This window comes from uncultured Cellulomonas sp. (genome assembly GCF_963527515.1).
Lineage (GTDB): Bacteria > Actinomycetota > Actinomycetes > Actinomycetales > Cellulomonadaceae > Cellulomonas.
Map to the genome: position 1 here is coordinate 18,130 of NZ_CAURTV010000031.1, position 19,131 is coordinate 37,260.

Annotated in this window: 19 protein-coding genes; 12 read left to right on the forward strand and 7 right to left on the reverse strand. The window is 72.0% G+C overall.

Annotation, left to right across the window (positions count from 1 at the left end):
* Window positions 1-4: 4 nt before the first annotated feature.
* Together RYN42_RS09785 and RYN42_RS09790 are read right to left on the reverse strand one after the other, a co-directional pair.
* A complete protein-coding gene (locus RYN42_RS09785; protein ID WP_315095585.1) occupies window positions 5-1,240 on the reverse strand; it encodes a hypothetical protein in 1,236 nt (411 codons plus the stop codon).
* A gap of 191 nt (window positions 1,241-1,431) precedes the next feature.
* On the reverse strand, window positions 1,432-2,232 hold the full coding sequence (locus RYN42_RS09790; RefSeq protein WP_315095586.1) for an isocitrate lyase/phosphoenolpyruvate mutase family protein: 801 nt from the start codon (window positions 2,230-2,232) through the stop codon (window positions 1,432-1,434).
* A 173-nt stretch (window positions 2,233-2,405) separates the two neighbouring features.
* Between RYN42_RS09790 and RYN42_RS09795 the strand changes: the two genes are divergently transcribed.
* The 4 genes from RYN42_RS09795 (at window position 2,406) to RYN42_RS09810 (ending at window position 7,672) form a co-directional block, all read left to right on the forward strand.
* Window positions 2,406-3,794 carry a UTP--glucose-1-phosphate uridylyltransferase gene (locus tag RYN42_RS09795; RefSeq protein WP_315095587.1) on the forward strand — a complete coding sequence of 463 codons (1,389 nt, stop codon included), beginning with the start codon at window positions 2,406-2,408 and terminating at the stop codon, window positions 3,792-3,794.
* A gap of 98 nt (window positions 3,795-3,892) precedes the next feature.
* Window positions 3,893-6,577 carry a LuxR C-terminal-related transcriptional regulator gene (locus tag RYN42_RS09800; RefSeq protein ID WP_315095589.1) on the forward strand — a complete coding sequence of 895 codons (2,685 nt, stop codon included), beginning with the start codon at window positions 3,893-3,895 and terminating at the stop codon, window positions 6,575-6,577.
* A 118-nt stretch (window positions 6,578-6,695) separates the two neighbouring features.
* Entirely contained in the window at window positions 6,696-7,385 is a 690-nt protein-coding gene (locus RYN42_RS09805) for a hypothetical protein (protein ID WP_315095590.1), read from the forward strand.
* Between the two features lie 53 nt (window positions 7,386-7,438).
* Window positions 7,439-7,672, forward strand: a complete 234-nt coding sequence (locus RYN42_RS09810; protein ID WP_315095591.1) for a hypothetical protein — start codon at window positions 7,439-7,441, stop codon at window positions 7,670-7,672.
* A gap of 24 nt (window positions 7,673-7,696) precedes the next feature.
* Here RYN42_RS09810 and RYN42_RS09815 read toward each other — a convergent pair whose 3' ends face one another.
* Window positions 7,697-8,377 (reverse strand): TetR/AcrR family transcriptional regulator, encoded by a 681-nt coding sequence (locus RYN42_RS09815; RefSeq protein ID WP_315095593.1) that lies wholly within the window; start codon window positions 8,375-8,377, stop codon window positions 7,697-7,699.
* A gap of 93 nt (window positions 8,378-8,470) precedes the next feature.
* Here RYN42_RS09815 and RYN42_RS09820 point away from each other — a divergent pair, with 93 nt between their 5' ends.
* The 5 genes from RYN42_RS09820 (at window position 8,471) to RYN42_RS09840 (ending at window position 12,150) form a co-directional block, all read left to right on the forward strand.
* On the forward strand, window positions 8,471-9,232 hold the full coding sequence (locus tag RYN42_RS09820; protein ID WP_315095595.1) for a DUF4386 domain-containing protein: 762 nt from the start codon (window positions 8,471-8,473) through the stop codon (window positions 9,230-9,232).
* A 50-nt stretch (window positions 9,233-9,282) separates the two neighbouring features.
* Window positions 9,283-9,861, forward strand: a complete 579-nt coding sequence (locus RYN42_RS09825) for a hypothetical protein (RefSeq protein ID WP_315095597.1) — start codon at window positions 9,283-9,285, stop codon at window positions 9,859-9,861.
* Window positions 9,858-10,796, forward strand: coding sequence for an NAD-dependent epimerase/dehydratase family protein (locus RYN42_RS09830; protein WP_315095599.1), 939 nt, complete (start codon window positions 9,858-9,860; stop codon window positions 10,794-10,796). Before RYN42_RS09825 ends, RYN42_RS09830 begins: the two co-directional genes overlap by 4 nt.
* Window positions 10,796-11,656: an SDR family oxidoreductase gene (locus tag RYN42_RS09835; RefSeq protein WP_315095601.1), complete on the forward strand. Its 861-nt coding sequence runs from the start codon at window positions 10,796-10,798 to the stop codon at window positions 11,654-11,656. The genes RYN42_RS09830 and RYN42_RS09835 overlap by 1 nt, the downstream gene beginning before the upstream one ends.
* A gap of 122 nt (window positions 11,657-11,778) precedes the next feature.
* Window positions 11,779-12,150, forward strand: a complete 372-nt coding sequence (locus tag RYN42_RS09840) for an ATP-binding protein (RefSeq protein ID WP_315095603.1) — start codon at window positions 11,779-11,781, stop codon at window positions 12,148-12,150.
* Between the two features lie 38 nt (window positions 12,151-12,188).
* Here the strand turns inward: RYN42_RS09840 and RYN42_RS09845 are convergent, their stop codons facing one another.
* From RYN42_RS09845 to RYN42_RS09855, 3 genes are all read right to left on the reverse strand, one after another.
* Window positions 12,189-13,811, reverse strand: coding sequence for a GH39 family glycosyl hydrolase (locus RYN42_RS09845; RefSeq protein WP_315095604.1), 1,623 nt, complete (start codon window positions 13,809-13,811; stop codon window positions 12,189-12,191).
* 177 nt (window positions 13,812-13,988) lie between these two features.
* A complete protein-coding gene (locus RYN42_RS09850) occupies window positions 13,989-14,597 on the reverse strand; it encodes a GNAT family N-acetyltransferase (RefSeq protein ID WP_315095606.1) in 609 nt (202 codons plus the stop codon).
* Window positions 14,598-14,625: 28 nt separating this feature from the next.
* On the reverse strand, window positions 14,626-15,816 hold the full coding sequence (locus RYN42_RS09855; protein ID WP_315095608.1) for a VOC family protein: 1,191 nt from the start codon (window positions 15,814-15,816) through the stop codon (window positions 14,626-14,628).
* A gap of 249 nt (window positions 15,817-16,065) precedes the next feature.
* Here RYN42_RS09855 and RYN42_RS09860 point away from each other — a divergent pair, with 249 nt between their 5' ends.
* From RYN42_RS09860 to RYN42_RS09870, 3 genes are read left to right on the forward strand one after another with little or no spacing between them, the layout of a single operon-like run.
* The gene (locus RYN42_RS09860; RefSeq protein WP_315095612.1) at window positions 16,066-16,548 is read left to right on the forward strand and encodes a hypothetical protein; all 483 of its coding nucleotides are present in this window, start codon (window positions 16,066-16,068) and stop codon (window positions 16,546-16,548) included.
* 55 nt (window positions 16,549-16,603) lie between these two features.
* Window positions 16,604-18,004, forward strand: coding sequence for a histidine kinase (locus tag RYN42_RS09865; protein WP_315095613.1), 1,401 nt, complete (start codon window positions 16,604-16,606; stop codon window positions 18,002-18,004).
* On the forward strand, window positions 17,994-18,623 hold the full coding sequence (locus RYN42_RS09870; RefSeq protein ID WP_315095615.1) for a response regulator transcription factor: 630 nt from the start codon (window positions 17,994-17,996) through the stop codon (window positions 18,621-18,623). Before RYN42_RS09865 ends, RYN42_RS09870 begins: the two co-directional genes overlap by 11 nt.
* A gap of 44 nt (window positions 18,624-18,667) precedes the next feature.
* On the opposite strand, the gene RYN42_RS09875 is transcribed toward RYN42_RS09870, so the two are convergent.
* Window positions 18,668-19,131 (reverse strand): M23 family metallopeptidase (locus RYN42_RS09875; protein WP_315095617.1); only part of this gene is annotated, 464 nt, incomplete at its 5' end.

The following is a 19,131-nucleotide window of genomic DNA, read 5'->3' on the forward strand; positions in this document are numbered from 1 at the left end:
CCCGCTACGGCTTCCCCTTCCGCTTCGGCTTGGGCTTGGATGACGCCTTCGCTGCCGCCGCCTTCGCCTTCGCGGCGGCCAGTGCGGCCGCGAACGCCGCCTTGACCGCGTCGTCCAGCCGGAAGGCGTCCACCTCGCCCTCGAGGCTCTTGTAGGTAGCGAGGACCTCGTCGCGCACCGAGGCGGCGAGGTCGCGGACGTCGTCGATGTCGACGCTCGCCGGGTCGGTCGTGAGGGCCTTCCACTGCGTCAGGAACGTCGTGAGCTCGGCGTCGACCGCCTGCAGCCGTGCCCGGAGGGCGGTCTCGACCTGGGTCGGCTGCTTGAGCGCTGCGAGCTGCTGGAGATGGAGTCGAAGCGCACCGGCCTGCCACGCGGCGAACGTCGCGACGTGGGGCGCAGTGGTCCCCGTCGTGGCGCCCCCGGCGAAGTCGTCCAGTTCGACGAAGGCGGAGCCGTGCTTCAGGAGGAACCCGAGGAACTGTTTGTGCGGGCCGTACATCACGGCGAACATGCGCTCGGCGTGCCCCACCTGGTCCGGGTCGAGCGCGGCGGGGTACCTCGCGGCCTTGACTGCGTCGACGACCGTCACGGGCATCCCGGTGGCCGCGGCGACCTGCGCGACCGACCGGCGCTGGCCCAGCAGGTTCCGGATGATGAGGACGTCCTGGTCGGCGTGCCGCGCCTCGTGGTAGAGCGTCCCCACCACCTCGCTGACCTCGGGCTCGGTGAGCTGTCCGAGCGTCGTCGGTCGGGGCGTGCGGGCGCTGAACGCCGACGTGTTCACGCTCAGGGTCCAGGTCGTGGAGTCGAACGACCCGTTCGGGCCGCTGCCGGGGCCGATGTTCCACGTCACGGTCGGAACGCCCGCTGCCTTCAGCTGGACGTCGATGGACTTCCTCAGCGCCCCGGCGAAGTCACGCAAGGACAGTCGGCCCTGCGTCGTCCGGAGCCTGACCGCGTCCGAGACGAACGCCCCTTGGCTCGGCGGCCGGTCCAAGCCGTACGGGGCGCGCTGCACGACGGGTGCGGGCCCGACGTGCGGGGTGGTCCGCTCGGCCGCCGTGCTGCGGACGAGGCGTCGCGCGACGCCGTTGCCGGCCGTCCGCTGCAGGTCGAGGATCGAGTCGCGGGTGACGCGACCTCGGCCGGTCGCAGCGAGGCCCTGCCGACCCGTCGCGCGCGCGGGGCGACGTTCGGTGGCCGACTCTCTCGGTGCCTCGGTGTGGTGCTGTCGCACGGTGGACCTCCGCAGACGCTCTCAGGTGACAGAGTCGCGGCGTCCTGCCCGCGATACGTGCCGACGCCTGCTCGGGACGCGTGCGGTCCTGTTCCCCGCACCGAGCGTAGGCGACGGGACGCGCCGATCCCAACGCGGCGACCGGTCACTGGCCCGAGTCCGAACGGGGACGCGCCGCGCTCCCCCGCTGCCTACGTCGCCCCGAACAGGGCCTCCACGTCGGGCAGGCGCTCGAACCGCGAGAACGTCCCCCGCTCGGCGATCTCCCTGGCGGCCGACAGCACGCCGTCCCACGCGGTGCGCGCGAGCGTGCCCCCGACGCTGATCCGGCGGACCCCGAGCTGCGCGGCCTCGGCAACCGTGGTGAACGGGGAGTTGATCAGAAGGTTCACCGGTCTCGGTGACACCGCGGCCACGATGGCCGACACGTGCTCCAGGTTGTCGATCCGCGGGGCGTAGAGACAGTCGGCGCCGACGTCCGCGTACGCCCGGAGCCTCCTGATCGTCTCCTCGATGTCGGGACGCCCGCAGACGAAGCCCTCAGAGCGGGCCGTCAGGACGATCCCCGTGCCGCTCTCGTCGATCGCCTGCCGTGCGGCTGCCACCCGTGCGACCGCCAGCTCGAAGTCGAACAGCGGATCGGCGTCGTCTCCGGAGGCGTCCTCGATCGAGAGCCCGGCGATCCCCGTCGCCGCGGCCAGCTTCACGTTCGCCGCGACGCCGGCGGGATCCCGTGCGTAGCCGTCCTTGAAGTCCGCGTTGACCGGCACAGACACGGCCCCGGCGATCTGTCGGAGATGCTCGAGCGTCTGGTCGCGGGTGACGTCGTCGTCCGGGAGGCCGAGCGACCACGCCAAGCCGGCACTCGTCGTGGCCAACGCCGTGAACCCCAGCTCCTCCAGGAGCCGTGCGCTCCCGACGTCCCACGGGTTCGGCATCACGAAGCAGCCCGCGCGATGCAACCGATGGAACTCGGCGACCCGATCGTCCATGTCCGCACCACATCTCGTCGACGAGCCAGGTTTCGCACCCTATTCCGATTCGGTCGACCTGTGTGCGGTCGGCCGTGTGTGCCACCCGCGACCTGGCGGCCAGGTCGCGGGTCGTCACGTGCCAGCGGTCACAGACCGGGAGCGTCCGGGGCAACCCGCCTAGAATCGGCGCCATGAGCGCCCACGGACTCGCCCAGGCCCAGCGCAAGATGAGCGACGGAGCGGTGCACCCGATCGCCGTCGACGTCTTCACCCGTTTCTACGGACTCCTGGAGTCCGGCGCGACCGGCGTGATCCGGGAGACCGACGTCGACCCGCTCACCGACGTGCCGCACGCCGCCGACCTCGACGTCGACGAGGAGGTCGGCCGTGCCGCGCTCGCGGTCACGGCAATCATCAAGCTCAACGGCGGTCTCGGTACGTCGATGGGGATGGACCGCGCGAAGTCCCTCCTGCGCGTCCGCGGTGACAGGACGTTCCTGGACGTGATCGCCGGCCAGGTGCTCGCGGCCCGCGCGGCGACCGGCGCACGGTTGCCCCTCGTCCTCATGAACAGCTTCCGGACCCAGGACGACACCCTCCGGGCGCTCGCCACCTACCCCGACCTGCCCGTCGACGGGCTGCCGCTCGACTTCGTCCAGAACCGCGAGCCCAAGCTGCTCGTCGACGACCTCACCCCCGTCACCTGGCCGGCGAACCCCGACCTCGAGTGGTGCCCACCAGGCCATGGCGACCTCTACACCGCGCTGCAGGCGTCCGGCGTCCTGCGGACCCTGCTCGACGCGGGCTTCAGGTACGCGACGGTGTCGAACTCGGACAACCTCGGGGCGGCTCCGGACGCGCGCATCGCCGGGTGGTTCGCAGCGTCGGGTGCCCCGTTCGCGGCCGAGGTCGCGCGGCGCACGCCTGCGGACCGCAAGGGCGGCCACCTCGTGGTCCGACGGACCGACGGCCGGCTGGTCCTGCGCGAGTCCGCCCAGACTCTTCCCGAGGACGCCGACGCAGCCGGCGACATCGAGACCCACCGGTACTTCAACACCAACAACCTCTGGCTCGACCTGGAGGCGCTGGCGGCGGAGCTCGACCGCACGGGCGGGGTCCTGGACCTGCCGCTCATCCGGAACGAGAAGACCGTGGACCCGAGCGACAAGACGTCGCCGAAGGTGGTCCAGATCGAGTCGGCCATGGGTGCCGCGATCGAGGTGTTCGACGGTGCCGTGGTGCTCGAGGTCGACCGCTCGCGGTTCCTGCCGGTGAAGACGACGAACGACCTGCTCGTGCTCCGGTCGGACGTCTACGAGCTCGGCGACGACTTCCGTCTGACGGCCCGCGTCGAGGCGCCCTACGTCGACCTCGACCCGGGGCACTTCGCGCTCATCGCCTCCTTCGACGACCGTGTCCCGCACACCCCGTCCCTCGCCGGAGCGACGTCGCTGCGGGTCCGGGGTGACTGGGGCTTCGGGCGTGACGTCGTCGTCGTCGGCGATGCGGTGCTGAGCGACGTCGGCGAGGGTGCGGTGGTTCCCGACGGCGCACGGGTGGGGCCCGCCGGCATCGAGTGATCCAGCAGGACTCCGCGGCGTCGCGCCGAAGGCCGCGACGTGGTGCCCGCTAGCGTGGGCCGCGGTACGCACGGGTCGTGCCCCGGAACGGAGATGGCGTGGCGGGTCCGCTGATTGCGACGAAGCTGCACGTCCCGACGCTGCGGCGCGGCCTGGTCGCCCGCCCACGTCTCCTCGAGCGGGTCGGCCCCGGGGCCGACGCGAGGCTGACGCTGGTGTGCGCGCCCGCGGGGTTCGGCAAGTCCACGCTCGTGGCGGAGTGGATGGCGAGCGCTCCCGCCGACGGGCGCTCCGTCGCATGGCTCTCGCTCGACGGCTCGGACAACGACCCCGCGACGTTCTGGACGTACGTGCTCACCGCGCTCGAGGGCGCGACGGTCGGTGCGGGTTCTCGTGCGCTCGACCTGATCCTCTCCTCCCCCGCGGCGACCGACCTCGTCCTCACGACACTCCTCAACGAGCTGGCCGCGACGCCGGGTCAGGTCTGGCTCGTGCTCGACGACTACCACCTCGTGGACGACCCGGAGATCGCCAGGGGCATGGGCTTCCTGCTGACGCACCTCCCGCCCCAGGTCCATGTCGTGCTCTGCACGCGCGTCGATCCCGACCTGCCGCTGGCGAGATGGCGGGTGCGCGGTGACCTGGTCGAGATCCGCGCCGCCGACCTGCGGTTCACGCTCAGCGAGACGACGACGTATCTGGGCGAGCACACCGCGCTGCGCCTCTCCGCTGACGACGTGGTTGCCCTCGAGCAGCGCACGGAGGGCTGGATCGCGGCGCTGCAGCTGGCCGCACTGTCCTTGCGAGGGCACGACGACGTCCGGGGCTTCATCGACCAGTTCGCGGGCACCGACCGCTACCTGGTCGACTACCTCGTCGAGGAGGTGCTGGCGCACCAGCCGGCTGCGGTGCGCGACTTCCTGCTGCGCACTGCCGTCCTCGACCGCCTCACGGGCGCACTGTGCGACGCCGTCGTCGACGGGGACGACGGCACCCGCATGCTCGTGACCCTGGAGCGCGAGAATCTGTTCCTCGTCGCACTGGACGACCGACGCGAGTGGTTCCGGTACCACCACCTCTTCGCCGACGTGCTGCGCGTGCGGTTGCTGGCCGATCGTCCCGACCTGGTCCGGGTGCTGCACCGGCGCGCCAGCCTCTGGCACGAGGCGAACGGGTCGACCGACGAGGCAGTCAGCCACGCGCTGGCGGCGCAGGACATCGACCGCGCGGTCCACCTCATGGAGCTGGCCGTCCCGGACATCCGCCGCCACCGGCGCGAGGCCCTGGTGCTGGGTTGGCTGAAGGTGCTTCCCGACGAAGCCGTCCGTCGCAGCCCGCTGCTCAGCGTCCTGTCCGCCTACATGCTCATGGTCTTCGGCGACCTCGACGCCGTCGGTGCACGGCTCGACGACGCCGACCGTGCGCTCGCGACGGCGCCGGACGGTCCTGCGCCGTCGCCGGTGAAGGCGGAGGAGCTCCGGACGCTGCCCGCCACGATCGCCGTGCACCGCGCCTCCCTCGCGCAGGCCCGCGGCGACGTGGCGGGAACGGAAGACCACGCCCGGCGAGCGCTCGAGCTGGCCGGCCCCGACGACCACCTCGCACGCGGTGGCGCGGCCGGGTTCCTCGGCCTGGCAGCGTGGGCTCGGGGCGAGGTGGCCCCGGCGCTCGAGACGTTCGGGCAGGCAGTCGAGAGCCTGCGCGCGGCGGGGAACCTCGTGGACGCGCTGAGCAGCATCCCCGTGCTGGCCGACCTGTGGGTCGTGGCGGGCAGCCCGAGCACCGCACGCGGCCTCTACCTGCGCGCGCTCGAGGTCAGGGGCGCCCACGACGGGCCCGTCATGCGTGCGACTCCCGGACTCCATGTGGGACTCAGTGAGCTGGACCTCGAGGCAGGCGACGTCACGGGCGCCTCGCGACACCTCGAGCAGGCCGCGGCGCTCGGTGAGGGTGCGGCCATGGCCGAGAGCCGGTACCGATGGTTCGCCTCGATGGCACGCGTCGCCTTCGTCGAAGGTGACCCTCAGAGGGCGGTCTCGCTCCTGGACCAGGCGGAGCAGCTCTATCGACCGGGGTTCTTCCCGGACGTGCGGCCGATCGCCGCGATGAAGGCCCGCATCTGGATCGCCCAGGGCCGGCTGGCCGAGGCCGCCGACTGGGCACGCCGGCGGGGCGTCTCGGCCACGGACGAGGTCGCGTACCTGAGCGAGTTCGACCACCTGACGCTGGTGCGGCTGCTCATCGCCCAGCACCGACACCGGGATCCCCACGCCCTGAGCCGCGCGCTCCCCCTGCTGGCTCGGCTTCGACAGGCTGCGACGGGCACCGGTCGAGCGGGGAGCCTCCTCGAGATCGACCTGCTCACCGCGCTGGCTCAGGACGCACGAGGAGACCGTCGGACTGCCCAGCGGACGCTCCGCAAGGCGTGGGACGAGGCTCCGGAGCCGGACGCCTCCGTGCGCCTCTTCCTGGACGAGGGCGCCCCGGCCCGGGAGCTGCTGCGTGATGCTGGCGAGCATCTCCGACGCCTGCTCGGCGTCGCGGCAGCGAGCGGCGGACGCACCGACGACGCGGTCCTGGACCCGTCGGCGGAGCAGCTCAGCGCGCGCGAGCTCCAGGTGCTGCGGCTGCTGGACAGCGAGCTGACGGGCCCGCAGATCGCCCGCGAGCTGTTCGTCACGCTCAACACGCTGCGCAGCCACACCAAGCGGATCTTCACCAAGCTCGGTGTCACCAGCCGCCGGGCGGCGGTCCTGCGTGCGCACGAGCGCGGCGTGCTGTAGCCCGGGCGCGCGGGTCACATCGCCGCTCACCTCAGGTGGTGATGCCCCACCACCAGGCCGGTTCCTAGGTTCAGGTCATGCCGCGGCACCCGCCACGGACCGAACCAGGGAGCCGGACATGTCCATCACCACCACGACGCTCACCCGGGCAGCGGGCCTCGCAGCGGTCGCCGCGGGCCTGCTGTTCATCACCGTCCAGATCAACCACCCGCCGCTCGACGCCGACTTCGTGACGTCGACGGAGTGGCACGTCCGCCAGAGCATGAAGGTGCTCATGGCCGTCCTCGCGCTGGCCGGGATCACCGGGATGTACCTGCGCCAGATCAGGCAGATCGGCGTTCTCGGCCTGGTCGGCTACCTCGTCGCGGCCGGCGGCTACCTGATCATGATGTGCTCCGAGGTCATCGGCCTGGTCGTCCTGCCGGCCATCGCGCACAGCACACCGGGCTACGTCAACGACATCCTGGCGATCGCCACCGGCGGCTCCGCGGTCGGAGACGTCGGCTCGTTCATGACTCTCAACCTGCTCGGTGCCTTCGGCTACGTCGTCGGCGGTCTCCTCTTCGGCATCGCGCTCTACCGCGCCGACGTCCTTGCTCGCTGGGCCTCGGCCCTCCTCGCCGTCAGCACGGTGGCCACCCTCGCCATCCCGCTGCTGCCGGACGTCAACCAGCGCCTGTTCGCCATCCCCGACGGCATCGCGCTCGCCGCCCTCGGCTACTCCCTGTGGCGCGACCAGCGCACGGCCACCGATCTGCCCACGCTCGCGCCGACGAGTTCGCAGCTCGACCCGGCCGGCGTGAAGTGACGGTCCATCCCGAAACAGCCCGCCCGGTCGGCACCGTCGACCGGGCGGGTGCGGTGACTCGGCACGCCGGACCCGGGGAGCCCGCGGCCTACACGCTCCGGGTCGCCGGACATCTCGACCCGCACTGGGCACCAGCGCTGGGTGGCCTGGCCCTGACCCATGACGACGACGGAGCGACGAGCCTCAGCGGAGTCGTCGCCGACCAGGCCGAGCTGCACGGGCTGCTGGCCAGGATCCGCGACCTGGGCGTCACGCTGCTCTCCGTCGCGATCGTCGACCAGACCTAGGCCGATCGGTCGTGGGTCGAGCACTCAGGCCCCAGAGATCCCGTCGAGGACCCGGTGCAGCCCCCAGACGAACTGGGCCTCGGAGATGTAGCCGGCCATCACCGTCGCGGCGGCGGCCGTACGCGGCAGGTGCGCCGCCGGGATCGCCGTGAAGGCGTCCAGGCGGGCAGCGATGCGGTCCTGCTCCGGAGGCAACGGCGCGACCGCGTGCTGGTCGGCCACCTCCATCGCGATCGATCCGAAGGCGTACACGATCAGCAGGTAGGCGGCGCGTGCGGCGTCGGCGGGATCGAGGCCGGCATCGGCGAGCAGATCCAGCAGACGTTCGTTCAGCGCGAGCGCATGCGGCCCGTCCATCGGACCACCGATCATCAGGGGCACCGCACCGGGGTGCGCCAGGAGAGCGCGGCGCAGCTCCACGGCCAGGTCTGCGACCCGGTCGCGCCACGACCGCGCGTCGTCTCCGGCTGCCGTGTGGTCCACCTCGCCGAGGAGGCGCTCGACGACACCCCTGACGACGGCGGCCTTGTCCGGGAAGTAGGTGTAGACGGCGTTCGGTGCGACCCCGACCTTCGCGGCGATGCCCCGGATCGAGGCCGCGGCAGGTCCGGCCTCGTCGAGCAGCGTCAGTGCGGCGGACACGATCTGGTCCTGGGTGAGGGCACGTCGCGGACCGGTGCGACCTGGCGTGGTTGCTGTAGACATCGGGGTTCCTCTCGCCTCTTGACTTCCTGTTGCACACCGTACACTGTTTGTACGCCGTACAAACGCTGTACGGCGTGCAGACAGGGGTTCACGATGACCAGTACGACCGTCGGGCTCCGCCGGATCACCGGCGGACTGTTCATGGTGGGAGCGATCGCCTTCGGGACGGCAGCAAGCGTGCTGTCGTCGACGTTCGAGTGGCCGGACATCCTGCGCGAGCCGGCCGCTGTCGTGCTGCCGGCGTTCGTCGCGGGCGGTCCGAGCCTCGTGTGGACGTGGTTCGCCACGGCGTGGACGTACGCGATCCTGCTCGTCCCGGTTCTGCTGCTCCCCGCGGCGCTCGGGCGACGCGACCACGCCACCCTGCGCGTGGGCACCTACCTCGGCGCGGCCTCCGTCCTGCTGTCCCTGATCGGGTTCCTCCGCTGGGTGTTCGTCGTGCCGCCCCTCGCCGACGCGTACGTCACCGGTGACGCCACGACCAAGGCCGCGGTCGACGCCGCGTGGACGGCCCAGCACCAGTTCGGCGGAGCGCTGCTCGGCGAGCACCTGGGCCAGCTGCTCGTCATCACCTGGTCGGTCATCGTGAGCGTGGTCATCCTGCGCACCCGGGTCCTGCCTCGCTGGCTGGGGGTGTCCGGGCTCGTCGTCAGCGCGGTCTACCTCCTCAACCAGGGCGACATCCTCGCGACCGCGCTCCCCGGCTTCCCTGTCGTGGACCTCGCCGGGCTGCTCGGCAGCACCGGATGGGGACTGTGGGTCGCCGCGCTCGGGATCACCCTGCTCGTCCGCCGCGCACGCTCGACGACGACGACGCCGCCACTCGTCCTTGCCGACACGACCACCCGAGCATGACCTCCACCACTGCACGTCCCTGGGCACCACGAGCCTCGAGGAGGCACACCATGTCCGCGTCCCACCCGTCCCGCTCCTGGTGGACCTGGTTCGCCGGGTTCCTCTCCTTCCCGATCGCCGGCGTCGCGGGCACCGCCGCAGTCGGCCGCGTCGACAGCCCGATCGCCGCCCTGGTGGGTGGGACCGTCGCCGGCCTCGTCATCGGCGCCGCGCAAGCGCTCCTCAGCCGCCGCCTGGATCCACGACGCTGGATCCCGGCGACCGCGCTCGGCATGGGCCTCGGGCTCCTCGTGGGCGCCTCGATCGTCGGTTACCGCACCTCCTTGCCCGACCTGGCGATCATGGGCGCACTGACCGGAGCGGTCCTCGGGCCGGTCCAAGCCCTGGCTCTGCCCAGCCGGACACGTGCGCGCTGGCTGTGGGGCGCAGCGATGCCGGCGCTCTGGGCGTCGGGGTGGATCGCCACCACCCTCGGCGGAATCAGCGTCCAGGACCAGTTCACCGTCTTCGGCGCCTACGGGGCCATCACCTTCTCGGCCCTCTCCGGCCTGCTGCTCGGCCGCCTCGTGCCCGACCGCACGAGTGTTCCGTCGGGACCCGCACCCGCCACCGCCCGGATCGCGTCATGACCGGGCCACGGCATGTCATCTTCGGAACCGGCGCTATCGGCATGGCCACGTTCGACGCCCTGCGCCGCCGCGGCGAGACCGTCCGGCTCGTGAACCGGTCCGGCCGGGCGCGCGTGAGCGACGACGTGGAGGTCGTCGCCGGGGACGCCCGCGATGCAGCGTTCTGCACCGCCGTCACGGCCGGCGCCGCCGTCGTGTACCAGACCCTGAACCCGCCCTACGCCCAGTGGACGGCCCAGTTCCCCGCGCTGCAGGCCGGCGTGCTGGCCGGCGCAGAAGCCGCCGGTGCCCGTCTGGTCAGCATGGAGAACGTCTACATGTACGGCCGCCCGGACGGTGCACCTCTGACCGAGGACCGCGCGTACGCCGCGCACACCACGAAGGGCCGGCTGCGCGGCGCGATGGCCCGGGACCTCCTCGCAGCACACCGCGAGGGGCGCGTGCAGGTCGCGATCGGTCGTGCGTCGGACTACTTCGGCCCCGGCGGCGGAGCCCAGTCCAACCTGGGCGACCGCGTCTTCCCCGCAGCGGCGGCCGGGAAGACCGCCAGCGTCCTGGGCGACCCCGACCAGCCGCACACCTACACCTACGTCCCCGACATCGGCGAAGGGCTGGCCGTCCTCGGTGAGCACCCCGACGCACCAGGCCACGTCTGGCACCTGCCGAACGACCCGCACACCCGCACCACCCGCCGGCTCGTCGAGACGGTCTACCGGCTGGCCGGCCACCGCCCGAGGCTGCGCCGGGTGCCCCCGTCGGTGCTGCGAGGCCTGGCCCTGGCCAACCCGACCGTGCGGGAGCTGCTCGAGATGCAGTACCAGTTCGAGGAGCCCTTCATCGTCGAGAGCGCCCTGATCGCCAGCAAGCTCGGCGCACGTGCCACCCCGCTCGACGACGCCCTCGCCGCCACCCTCACCAGCTACCACCCCCGCTGATGGACGAGATCCACGGCCTGATGGCCGGGAAGACGGTGCTCGTGACCGGCGCGACGTCGGGCATCGGCAGGGCGACGGCGATCGGCCTGGCCGCCCGCGGGGCGCACGTCGCGCTCACCGGTCGCAGCGGCGAGCGCACCCAGGACGTCGCCCGCGAGATCCGCGCGTCCGGTGGCACAGCGGATGCCTTCGTCGCGGACCTCTCGTCGCAGGCTCAGGTGCGGCAGCTCGCCGACGACGTCCTGCACACCTGTCCCCGGCTCGACGTGCTGGTCAACAACGTCGGGGGCTACTGGAGCACCAGGCACCTCACCGTCGACGGACTCGAGCGCACCTTCGCGCTCAACCACCTGGCGCCGTTCCTGCTGACCAATCTCCTGCTCGACCGGCTCGCACGAACCGGCCCGGCGCGCATCGTCACCGTGTCCTCCCAGGCGCAGGCCCAGGGCCGGATCGACCTCGACGACCTCCAGGGCGAGCGGGCCTACTCGGGTTCGCGCGCCTACAACCAGTCCAAGCTGGCCAACGTCATGTTCACCTACGCGCTGGCCAGGAAGCTCCGGGGCACCTGGGTCACCGCCACCGTGCTGCACCCAGGCGTGGTCAACACCTCCTTCGGCGCGGACGACCCCGGCCGCATCCAGCGCGTCCTCGTTCCCGTGATCCGTCCCTTCATGAAGACACCGGCACAGGGCGCGGCCACCTCGATCCACCTGGCCTGCGCCCCCGAGCTCGAGCACGTCAGCGGCGTCTTCTTCGCGCACGGCAAGCCCAAGCGATCGTCAGAGCGGAGCTACGACGAAGCCGTCGCGGCTCGGCTCTGGGAGCTCAGCGCGGACCTGGTCGGACTGCCGGGCTGACCGGTGGCGGCGACGTCCGGCCGTGCGGTCCGGAACCGCAGGGGACATGATGGGCCGCGCGTGGGGATGCGCGTCGCGATCATTCGCCTCGTGCGCCGCGATGACACGCGACCCGGAGCACCATGGCTCTCCATCTCGTCGCAGGGCGTTCGTCCATCGCGACGGGCAGAGACTGGATCGCGTCCGAGGCTGTCCTCGGCGGTCTGGCCGCGGACCACGCGCCGTTGCTCAGGCTGCTGAGCAGCGAGCTGATCACGAACGCGGTCGAGCACGGTCCCCGCTCCGGCGACGTCACGATCCGCGTGCGGTGCGTAGACGATCAGATTCGCGTCGAGGTGGATGACGAGGGCTCCAACCCACCCCAGCTCCGCGCCGCGGACTTCGCCGCGGTGGGTGGCCAGGGCATGAGGCTCGTCGATGCCTACGCCACACGGTGGGGCTGTCACCTGCGCGGTGCGGACGGCAAGACGGTGTGGTTCGACGTGCCGATCTGAGGGACGCGACGCCGAGGGCGCGTGCGGCCGACCACCGCTCACAGGACGGGACTGATCGAGACGACCGCCCACGGTGGCAGCTCGAGGTCGACCGTGAGGACGCCGTCGTCGTCTACCGCGAGATCGCTGCGCTGGAGGTCGTCCGCCGCCACGCGCAGACGCGACTCCTGGTCGCGCGTGAGGTTGAGCGGCTCCCCCATCCCGTGCCACGCCTCGGCGACGTTCCCGTGGTCCCAGTCGAGCTGCTCGACCCGGTAGACCGCTCCCGGCGCGAGCCCGTCGACGGTGTGTCGTACCCGGCGGCTCGGTCCGCAGTCCGCGAGCCGACGAGTCTCGGCGTACGCGATCGCGGACCCGATGCCCTGCGTGCCCATGTCGTCCGGGTAGTTGAAGAACACCGCGGCGACGTCGCCGGAGCCGCTGTGCTGCGTGATCACGCCGTGGGGCACGGAGAGCAGCTCACGGTCACCGAGCCGCGCGAGCATCGCGAAGGCATGGAACGTCGGCTTGTGGATCCCCTGCTCGTTCACCAGGCCGAAGCCGCCGTGGAACGGCCCGACACCCGCCCCGCCCTCCTCGAACACGTCGGTGAACGTCCAGTAGGAGATGGAGTCGGCCAGGCCGGCTCCCCGCAGGTACGCCCGCGTGATGTAGGCGGCGGCGAACAGGGTGTCGTGCATCGCGTCCCGGCTGGACGGCGAGCTCGACCACTCGGTGATGTGCAGCTCCGCCTCCGGGAACGGGCTCGCGGCGATGATCTCGCGCAGGAGCAGCAGGTCCTGGTAGGTGGCGTCGACGTGACGCTCGATGTGGCGGAGGTCGCCGTCGGAGCCGAACGCGGCGTCCGTGGGGTACAGGTGGGTCGAGAGGAAGTCGAGCGGGACGTCGCGGTCGCCGCACCACTCGATCAGCTCGTGGATCCACACCGGGCGCCAGTCGAGCGTGTCCACAGCCGTGGAGGCGGCGGTCGCGTGCTCCGCCGACCGGTCCTCGTACTCGCCCTTGTAGCGGTCGTCGGGAACGAACACGCTGGTCGACGGCCCCCCGACCATGAGCTGGGCGTCGACGGCCTTGACCGCCCGCGCCGTCGCCTCGTACAGCTCGAAGTACTCCGTCCGGGTGCCCGTCCAGAAGTGCGGGACGAGGTTCGGCTCGTTCCAGACCTCGAACCGCCACCGGCGCACCTCCTCGAGCCCGTAGCGCTCGACCCAGTGCTCGAGCGTTGCGGTGACGAGCTCGACCCAGCGCGCCATGTCCGTGGGCGGGCTGCAGTGCGCCTTCCACCAGAAGAGGGTCTCGGTCTGGGTGGCGAGCTCGCGCGGCATGAAGCCGAGCTCGACGAAGGGCCGCGCCCCGGCCCGGAGGATGGCGTCGAACACCTTGTCCACGTAGCTGAAGGTGAACCGGGGCTCCGCGAACGGCGTGGGCGGTCCGAAGCCGCCTCCGTCGCTCGCGCGGTACACGAACATGTCGTCGTGGAACAGGCCGTGGAAACGCACGTGCCGAACACCGAGCGTCGTGACCGCCTCCCGGAAGTGCTCCTGCCAGTCGGCGCGCAGCGCCTCGTTGGCGCGGCCGGCGCCCACGCAGTAGCTCCACACGTGCGGAAGCACCTGGTCGTCGACCTCGCCCCCGTCGATGCGGGGTCGCGCTGGCGTCATCTGTGCCTCCCTGAGGGTCCGAGCGAGTCGCCACAGTGTCGCAACAGCACATCCTTCCGGTCCCCAGGACACGCACGCGTCCCTGCGGTTCAGAAGTCGGGCGTCGCAGGCCCGAGGTACGACAGGGGCTCGGACGCCCGGTACCCGGCCACCGACCTTCGCGACCGCCTCGTCACCCTACGGCTGGCGCGCGGCGACCTCGGTGGTCATGACGCAGTTGCCCTGGCCCTTCGGCCGCTGGTAGGCGAACCCGAGCTCCTCGTACATGGTCCGCGTCGCGTTGTACAGGAAGGACGCCGAGGTCTTCTTGCCCGGCGGCAGGTCGTGGGGGTACGACTCGACCAGTCCGCCGCCCGCGTCGGCGATCATCGCCAGTGCGCCCCGGACCGCCACCGACGCCATCCCCGTGCGCCGGTAGCGACGGTCCACGAACAGGCACGTGATCCGGAAGTCCGGCCGGCGCACGAGCCCCTTCTCCCACTCCTTGCGGTGGTGGATGTTCGGCAGCTCGTCGACCGGCCCGAACTGCGCCCATGCGACGGCGACGTCGGCGTCGAGCACCAATGCCGCGTGGGTACGGCCCGCCAGGACCAGCTGACGCTTGAACTCGCGGTTCCCGATCGCCCGTCGCTCGTCGACGGGGTCGGGGTAGAGGTGGAAGTAGGTGCACCAGCACCCGCCCCAGACACCGTTGTGCCGCTCTGCCAGGTCCGCGAACGCGTCCCAGGTGTCCTGACTGAGCGGTTCGATCCGGTAGCCGTCGACCGTGAGGCCCGCATCGCCCATGCTCGGGACTCTAGCCGCACGGTCGGGCTCATGCCCCGCTGATGATCACGAGCTCGTTGCCCTCCGGGTCGGCGACCGTCCGGCGGTCCTCCGACTCGTCCAGGAGCCGTCCACCGGCTGCGAGGGCCGTGGCGAGGCGGGTCTGCGCGAGGTCCGCCGGCACGGAGAGCTCGACGTAGATGCGGTTGCGCTGCCGGAGCCGCTCCGTGTCCAAGGCGTCGATCTCCTGGAACAGCAGCACCGGGTTCAGCCGCCGTGGATCATCGATGTCGCTGGCTCCGGTCCGCCGGTCGGGCACGTACCCGAGGAAGGCGAGCCAGAACGCGCGGACCGCTGGGACGTCGGCGGCGTCGAGGACGAGCTGCACGAAGCGCGGCAGCCGTGGATCCGCCGTCAGGCCGAGGTCGCGTGCGGCGGTCTGGATCCTTGCCGCGAGATCCGTGAAGTCGAGCTCGAGGCCGTGGACGTCGTCCTCCCACAGGTCCTTCCCGCTGTCGAGGATCACGATCCCCGGACGCAGGTCGATGAGCAGCGGGAACCCCACCTCGTCGGCCAGCGCCGCGGCGGAGGCCACCAGGTCGCGCTGCTGCGTCGCGGAGGTGGTGCGGTAGCACGCCATCGCGCTGAACACGGCCTGCCAGTCCCCGGTCCCCTCACCGAGCACGTCGCCGGGCACGAGGTCGACCTCGTTGCCGTCGGCATCGGCGTGACAGACCCCGTACGGTCCGTAGGCGTCATCCAGATCCGCCTGCTCGACCGCCGCGGCCGGCCGAACGACGTCGACGTGGATGCGATTGCGCAGCGGGCGCGGCTCGGCGGACTGCCGGATCCGGAACTCTGGGTCGCGCCGCAGCGGATCGGCCAGGCTGCCGTCCTGCCCTGGCGCGTAGTCGAGCGCGCGCTGCCAGAACGGCCTCACCTCGGTCGGGTCCACGGACTCGAGCACGATGCTCAGGTGCTGCAGCGCGGCCGGGTCCGCGGCCAGCCCGAGATCCCGCGCCGCCGCCGACACGGCGTCTGCGTGCTCGTCCGAGTCGAGGCGCACGCGCAGACCCGTCGCGCGCAGGTCGACCAGGATCTCCGGCGACACCTCCGCGACGCGTCCGGCCAGGGCAGCGCCCGCGCCCAGCGAGCTCGCGTCGAACCATGCGGTCCGGACGCCATCGACCACGCGCCAGCCCGTTCCGATCTCTGCCGCGCCGTGCACCGTCGAGTCCATCCCGGACGATCTCCCTCCGGACAGTGATCCGGTCCCGGCCACAGCCCGGATCTCCCTCGCCCGAGTATGCCGGGTCGGACCATCGCGCAGTCAGTCCCACGTGGTCTCTGTCCTATCGGGTAGGCCACGTCATCGGCACGTCGGCAGCGACGTCTCAGGCGAGGTACTAGTACCAACGTCTGATGGCGGGGTGTACCAGGCCTAGGGGAGAAAGGAGTCGTCCCGAACCGCGTCGTCCCAGGAGTCCTCATGAAGCGCTTGATCGTGTTCACCGCAGCCGCGTTCGTCGCTGCCGTCCCGGCCGCAGCCGGCCTGGCAGGCAACAGCAGCCTCAGCCCGTCCGTGCCCGTCGCGCCGCCCACCCAGGCCGTGCTCGTCGAGCCGGGTGACGACAGCTCCGTCGCGAGCACGGCCGTGAGCCCGTCGGCGATCCCGAGCGCCCCGAGCCCGAGCCCTTCGGCGACCCCCGGCCTGCCGACTCCGAGCCCGTCCGCGAGCGTCGACGACCACGGTGGTGTGATCGACCGCGACGACCGCACCGAGGCGGGCGACGACCGCGACCAGAACGGCGGTGCGACGGCCCCGGCCCCCGCCCCGACGGCCGACGACTCCGGCCACGGCGGCTCGGACGACTCCGGGCACGAGGACGGCGGGCGTTCGGGTGGCGGTACCGACGACGGTGCCGGTCACGACGCCGGCGACGATCACGGCGGTCATGGCAGCGACGACTGAGCCGATCGGCCCGGCGGCCCGACCCGGCGACGTGCGCACGCCTACGCTCAGCGATGTGCTCCCGACCGACCAGCGTTCCGAGCTCGGGTGGATCCGCCTGGGCGGCGGCAGTGCCGTCGACACCGCGGACGGGGGGCCGCCCGTCCGCACGTGGCGGGTCTTCGGGCAGCTCGTGGCCGCCGCTGCCGTCGTCCTGGTGGTCGTCGCGCTGCTCGGCCTGACAGCCAGCCGCCGGATCGCCGAGCGGGAGTCGGTCAACGACGCAGCCCGCCGCACCGACCTGGTCGCCGACGTCGTCGTGCAGCCGGCGCTGCTCGACGGCATCGTCGACGCGGACCCCGTGGCCGTCGCCGCGCTGGACGTGGCGGTGCACGCCCACGTCCTCGACGACTCGATCGTCCGCGTCAAGATCTGGGACGAGAGCGGCCGGATCGTCTACTCCGACGAGGACCGCCTGGTCGGCCGTGAGTTCCCTCTCGGTGCCGACGAGGCGCGGGTGCTGCAGCACCCGTCGACGGAGGCTGAGGTGAGCGACCTGGAGGAGCCCGAGAACGAGTTCGAGCGCGGCCAGGGCAAGCTCCTCGAGGTCTACCGCCCGGTGTGGACGCCCGACGGCACACCGCTGCTGTTCGAGACCTACAGCCGCTACGACGCCGTGACGGACAGGTCGACCGCGCTGTGGCGCGGCTTCGCGGGCATCACCCTGACGAGCCTGCTCCTCCTGGTGGTCCTCATGCTGCCGGTCCTGTGGACGCTGATCGACCGGCTGCGGCGGGCCCAGCAGAACCGCGAGGTCCTCCTGCAGCGGGCCGTCGAGGCGTCGGACGAGGAACGCCGACGTATCGCCGCGACCCTCCATGACGGCGTGGTCCAGGAGCTGGCCGCCGCGTCGTTCGCCCTCGGCGGCGCCGCGGAGCGCGCCGACCGCTCCGGCAGCACGGAGCTCTCCGAACCACTCCGGGACGCCGCGGGCACGGTACGCGCGAGCATCAAGGGCCTGCGCTCGCTGCTGGTCGACATCTACCCCGCCAGCCTGCAGACGGCGGGCCTCGTCGCGGCCCTGAACGACCTGGTCGGAGGACTTGCGGCGCGGGGGGTGGCCGTCCGGCCGGACCTGCCTGCCGACGGCGCGACGGGCCTGACGGCCGAGCAGGAGCAGGTGGTGTACCGCGTCGCTCAGGAGACACTGCGCAACGCGGTCGCGCACGCGCACGCCGGCAACGTCCTCGTGCGGCTGACCCGGGAACAGGGATCGGTCGTCCTCGAGGTCGCCGACGACGGCGTGGGCTTCGACGTGGCGCAGGCGCTCGCCGCCCCGGCCGACGGCCACTTCGGCCTCCGGCTGCTCAGCGACGTCGCGTCGAGGTCCGGGACCCGGCTGGAGGTCACGTCGGCGCCGGGCGCCGGGTGCCGCTGGCGGCTGACGACGGAGGTGCGCGCACCCCATGAGCGCTGACGTGACGGTCGTGCTCGTCGACGACCACCAGCTGGTCCGGGCCGGGCTGGCGACCCTCGTCGACGGTGCACCCGGGCTCCGCGTCATCGGTCAGGCTCCGGACGGTGCAGCGGCGGTCGCGCTGGTGGCTGAGCTGACACCCGACGTCGTGCTCATGGACCTCTCCATGCCGGTGCTCGACGGGGTCGAGGCGACCCGCCAGATCGTCGCGGGCGCCTCCGGGAGCCGGGTCGTCGTCCTGACCTCCTTCTCCGACGCAGCGCGGGTGGATGATGCCCTCGCCGCCGGTGCCGTCGGCTATCTGCTCAAGGACTGTGACCCACGGGACCTCGTGGCGGCCGTGCGTTCCGCCGCCGACGGGCACGCCCCGCTCGACCCGCGCGTCGCCCGAGCCCTGCTGCCGACGACGACGACGTCACCGGCGGAGCGCCTCAGCACGCGCGAGCGCCAGGTGCTCCGACTCCTCGGCAAGGGCATGGCGAACAAGCAGATCGGGCGCGAGCTCGGGATCAGCGAGCGCACCGTGAAGGTCCACGTCGGTCACGTCTTCCGGCAGATCGGTGTCGCCGACCGGACGAGCGCGGCCCTCTGGGGCAAGGAGCACCTCGCCGACGAGTGACAACCCGACCCGCGTCCGGCGCTACGGGTCGGCGCGGGTGCCGGTCAGCGGCCGAGCAGGGGGCGCGGGTTGACGGTCGAGCCGTTCACGTAGACCTCGAAGTGCAGGTGGCAGGCGCCGGACAGGCCGGTGTTGCCGGAGTACCCGATGAGCTGCCCCCGGGTGACGGACTGCCCGGCCTTGACGATCGAGCGCGTCAGGTGGTTCGAGCTGCTCATCAGGGAGCTTCCCCCGACCGTGCCGTAGTCGAGCATGACCTGGTTGCCGAACCCGTTGCGCCACTGCGACCAGAGCACCGTCGCGTCGCGCGGGGCGAACAGTGCGGTGTTGCACCCGGTGCGCAGGTCGATGCCGGCGTGCAGCCGCACGTAGCCCAGGATCGGGTGCAGCCGCATCCCGTACTCCGAGGTGACGTACATGGGGACGATGGACGTCGGGTTGCTGAACAGGGCTCCGGACACCGGTCCCGACGGCGGCGCCACCGGCGCGGGCGCGGGCGGTGCCGGCG

Excerpts from the sequence above, each read along its gene's own strand:
- RYN42_RS09790 (WP_315095586.1), bottom strand. The coding sequence starts at position 2,232 with ATGGACGATCGGGTCGCCGAGTTCCATCGGTTGCATCGCGCGGGCTGC.
- RYN42_RS09795 (WP_315095587.1), top strand. The coding sequence starts at position 2,406 with ATGAGCGCCCACGGACTCGCCCAGGCCCAGCGCAAGATGAGCGACGGA.
- RYN42_RS09805 (WP_315095590.1), top strand. The coding sequence starts at position 6,696 with ATGTCCATCACCACCACGACGCTCACCCGGGCAGCGGGCCTCGCAGCG.
- RYN42_RS09815 (WP_315095593.1), bottom strand. The coding sequence starts at position 8,377 with ATGTCTACAGCAACCACGCCAGGTCGCACCGGTCCGCGACGTGCCCTC.
- RYN42_RS09820 (WP_315095595.1), top strand. The coding sequence starts at position 8,471 with ATGACCAGTACGACCGTCGGGCTCCGCCGGATCACCGGCGGACTGTTC.
- RYN42_RS09825 (WP_315095597.1), top strand. The coding sequence starts at position 9,283 with ATGTCCGCGTCCCACCCGTCCCGCTCCTGGTGGACCTGGTTCGCCGGG.
- RYN42_RS09830 (WP_315095599.1), top strand. The coding sequence starts at position 9,858 with ATGACCGGGCCACGGCATGTCATCTTCGGAACCGGCGCTATCGGCATG.
- RYN42_RS09835 (WP_315095601.1), top strand. The coding sequence starts at position 10,796 with ATGGACGAGATCCACGGCCTGATGGCCGGGAAGACGGTGCTCGTGACC.
- RYN42_RS09840 (WP_315095603.1), top strand. The coding sequence starts at position 11,779 with ATGGCTCTCCATCTCGTCGCAGGGCGTTCGTCCATCGCGACGGGCAGA.
- RYN42_RS09845 (WP_315095604.1), bottom strand. The coding sequence starts at position 13,811 with ATGACGCCAGCGCGACCCCGCATCGACGGGGGCGAGGTCGACGACCAG.
- RYN42_RS09850 (WP_315095606.1), bottom strand. The coding sequence starts at position 14,597 with ATGGGCGATGCGGGCCTCACGGTCGACGGCTACCGGATCGAACCGCTC.
- RYN42_RS09855 (WP_315095608.1), bottom strand. The coding sequence starts at position 15,816 with ATGGACTCGACGGTGCACGGCGCGGCAGAGATCGGAACGGGCTGGCGC.
- RYN42_RS09860 (WP_315095612.1), top strand. The coding sequence starts at position 16,066 with ATGAAGCGCTTGATCGTGTTCACCGCAGCCGCGTTCGTCGCTGCCGTC.
- RYN42_RS09870 (WP_315095615.1), top strand. The coding sequence starts at position 17,994 with ATGAGCGCTGACGTGACGGTCGTGCTCGTCGACGACCACCAGCTGGTC.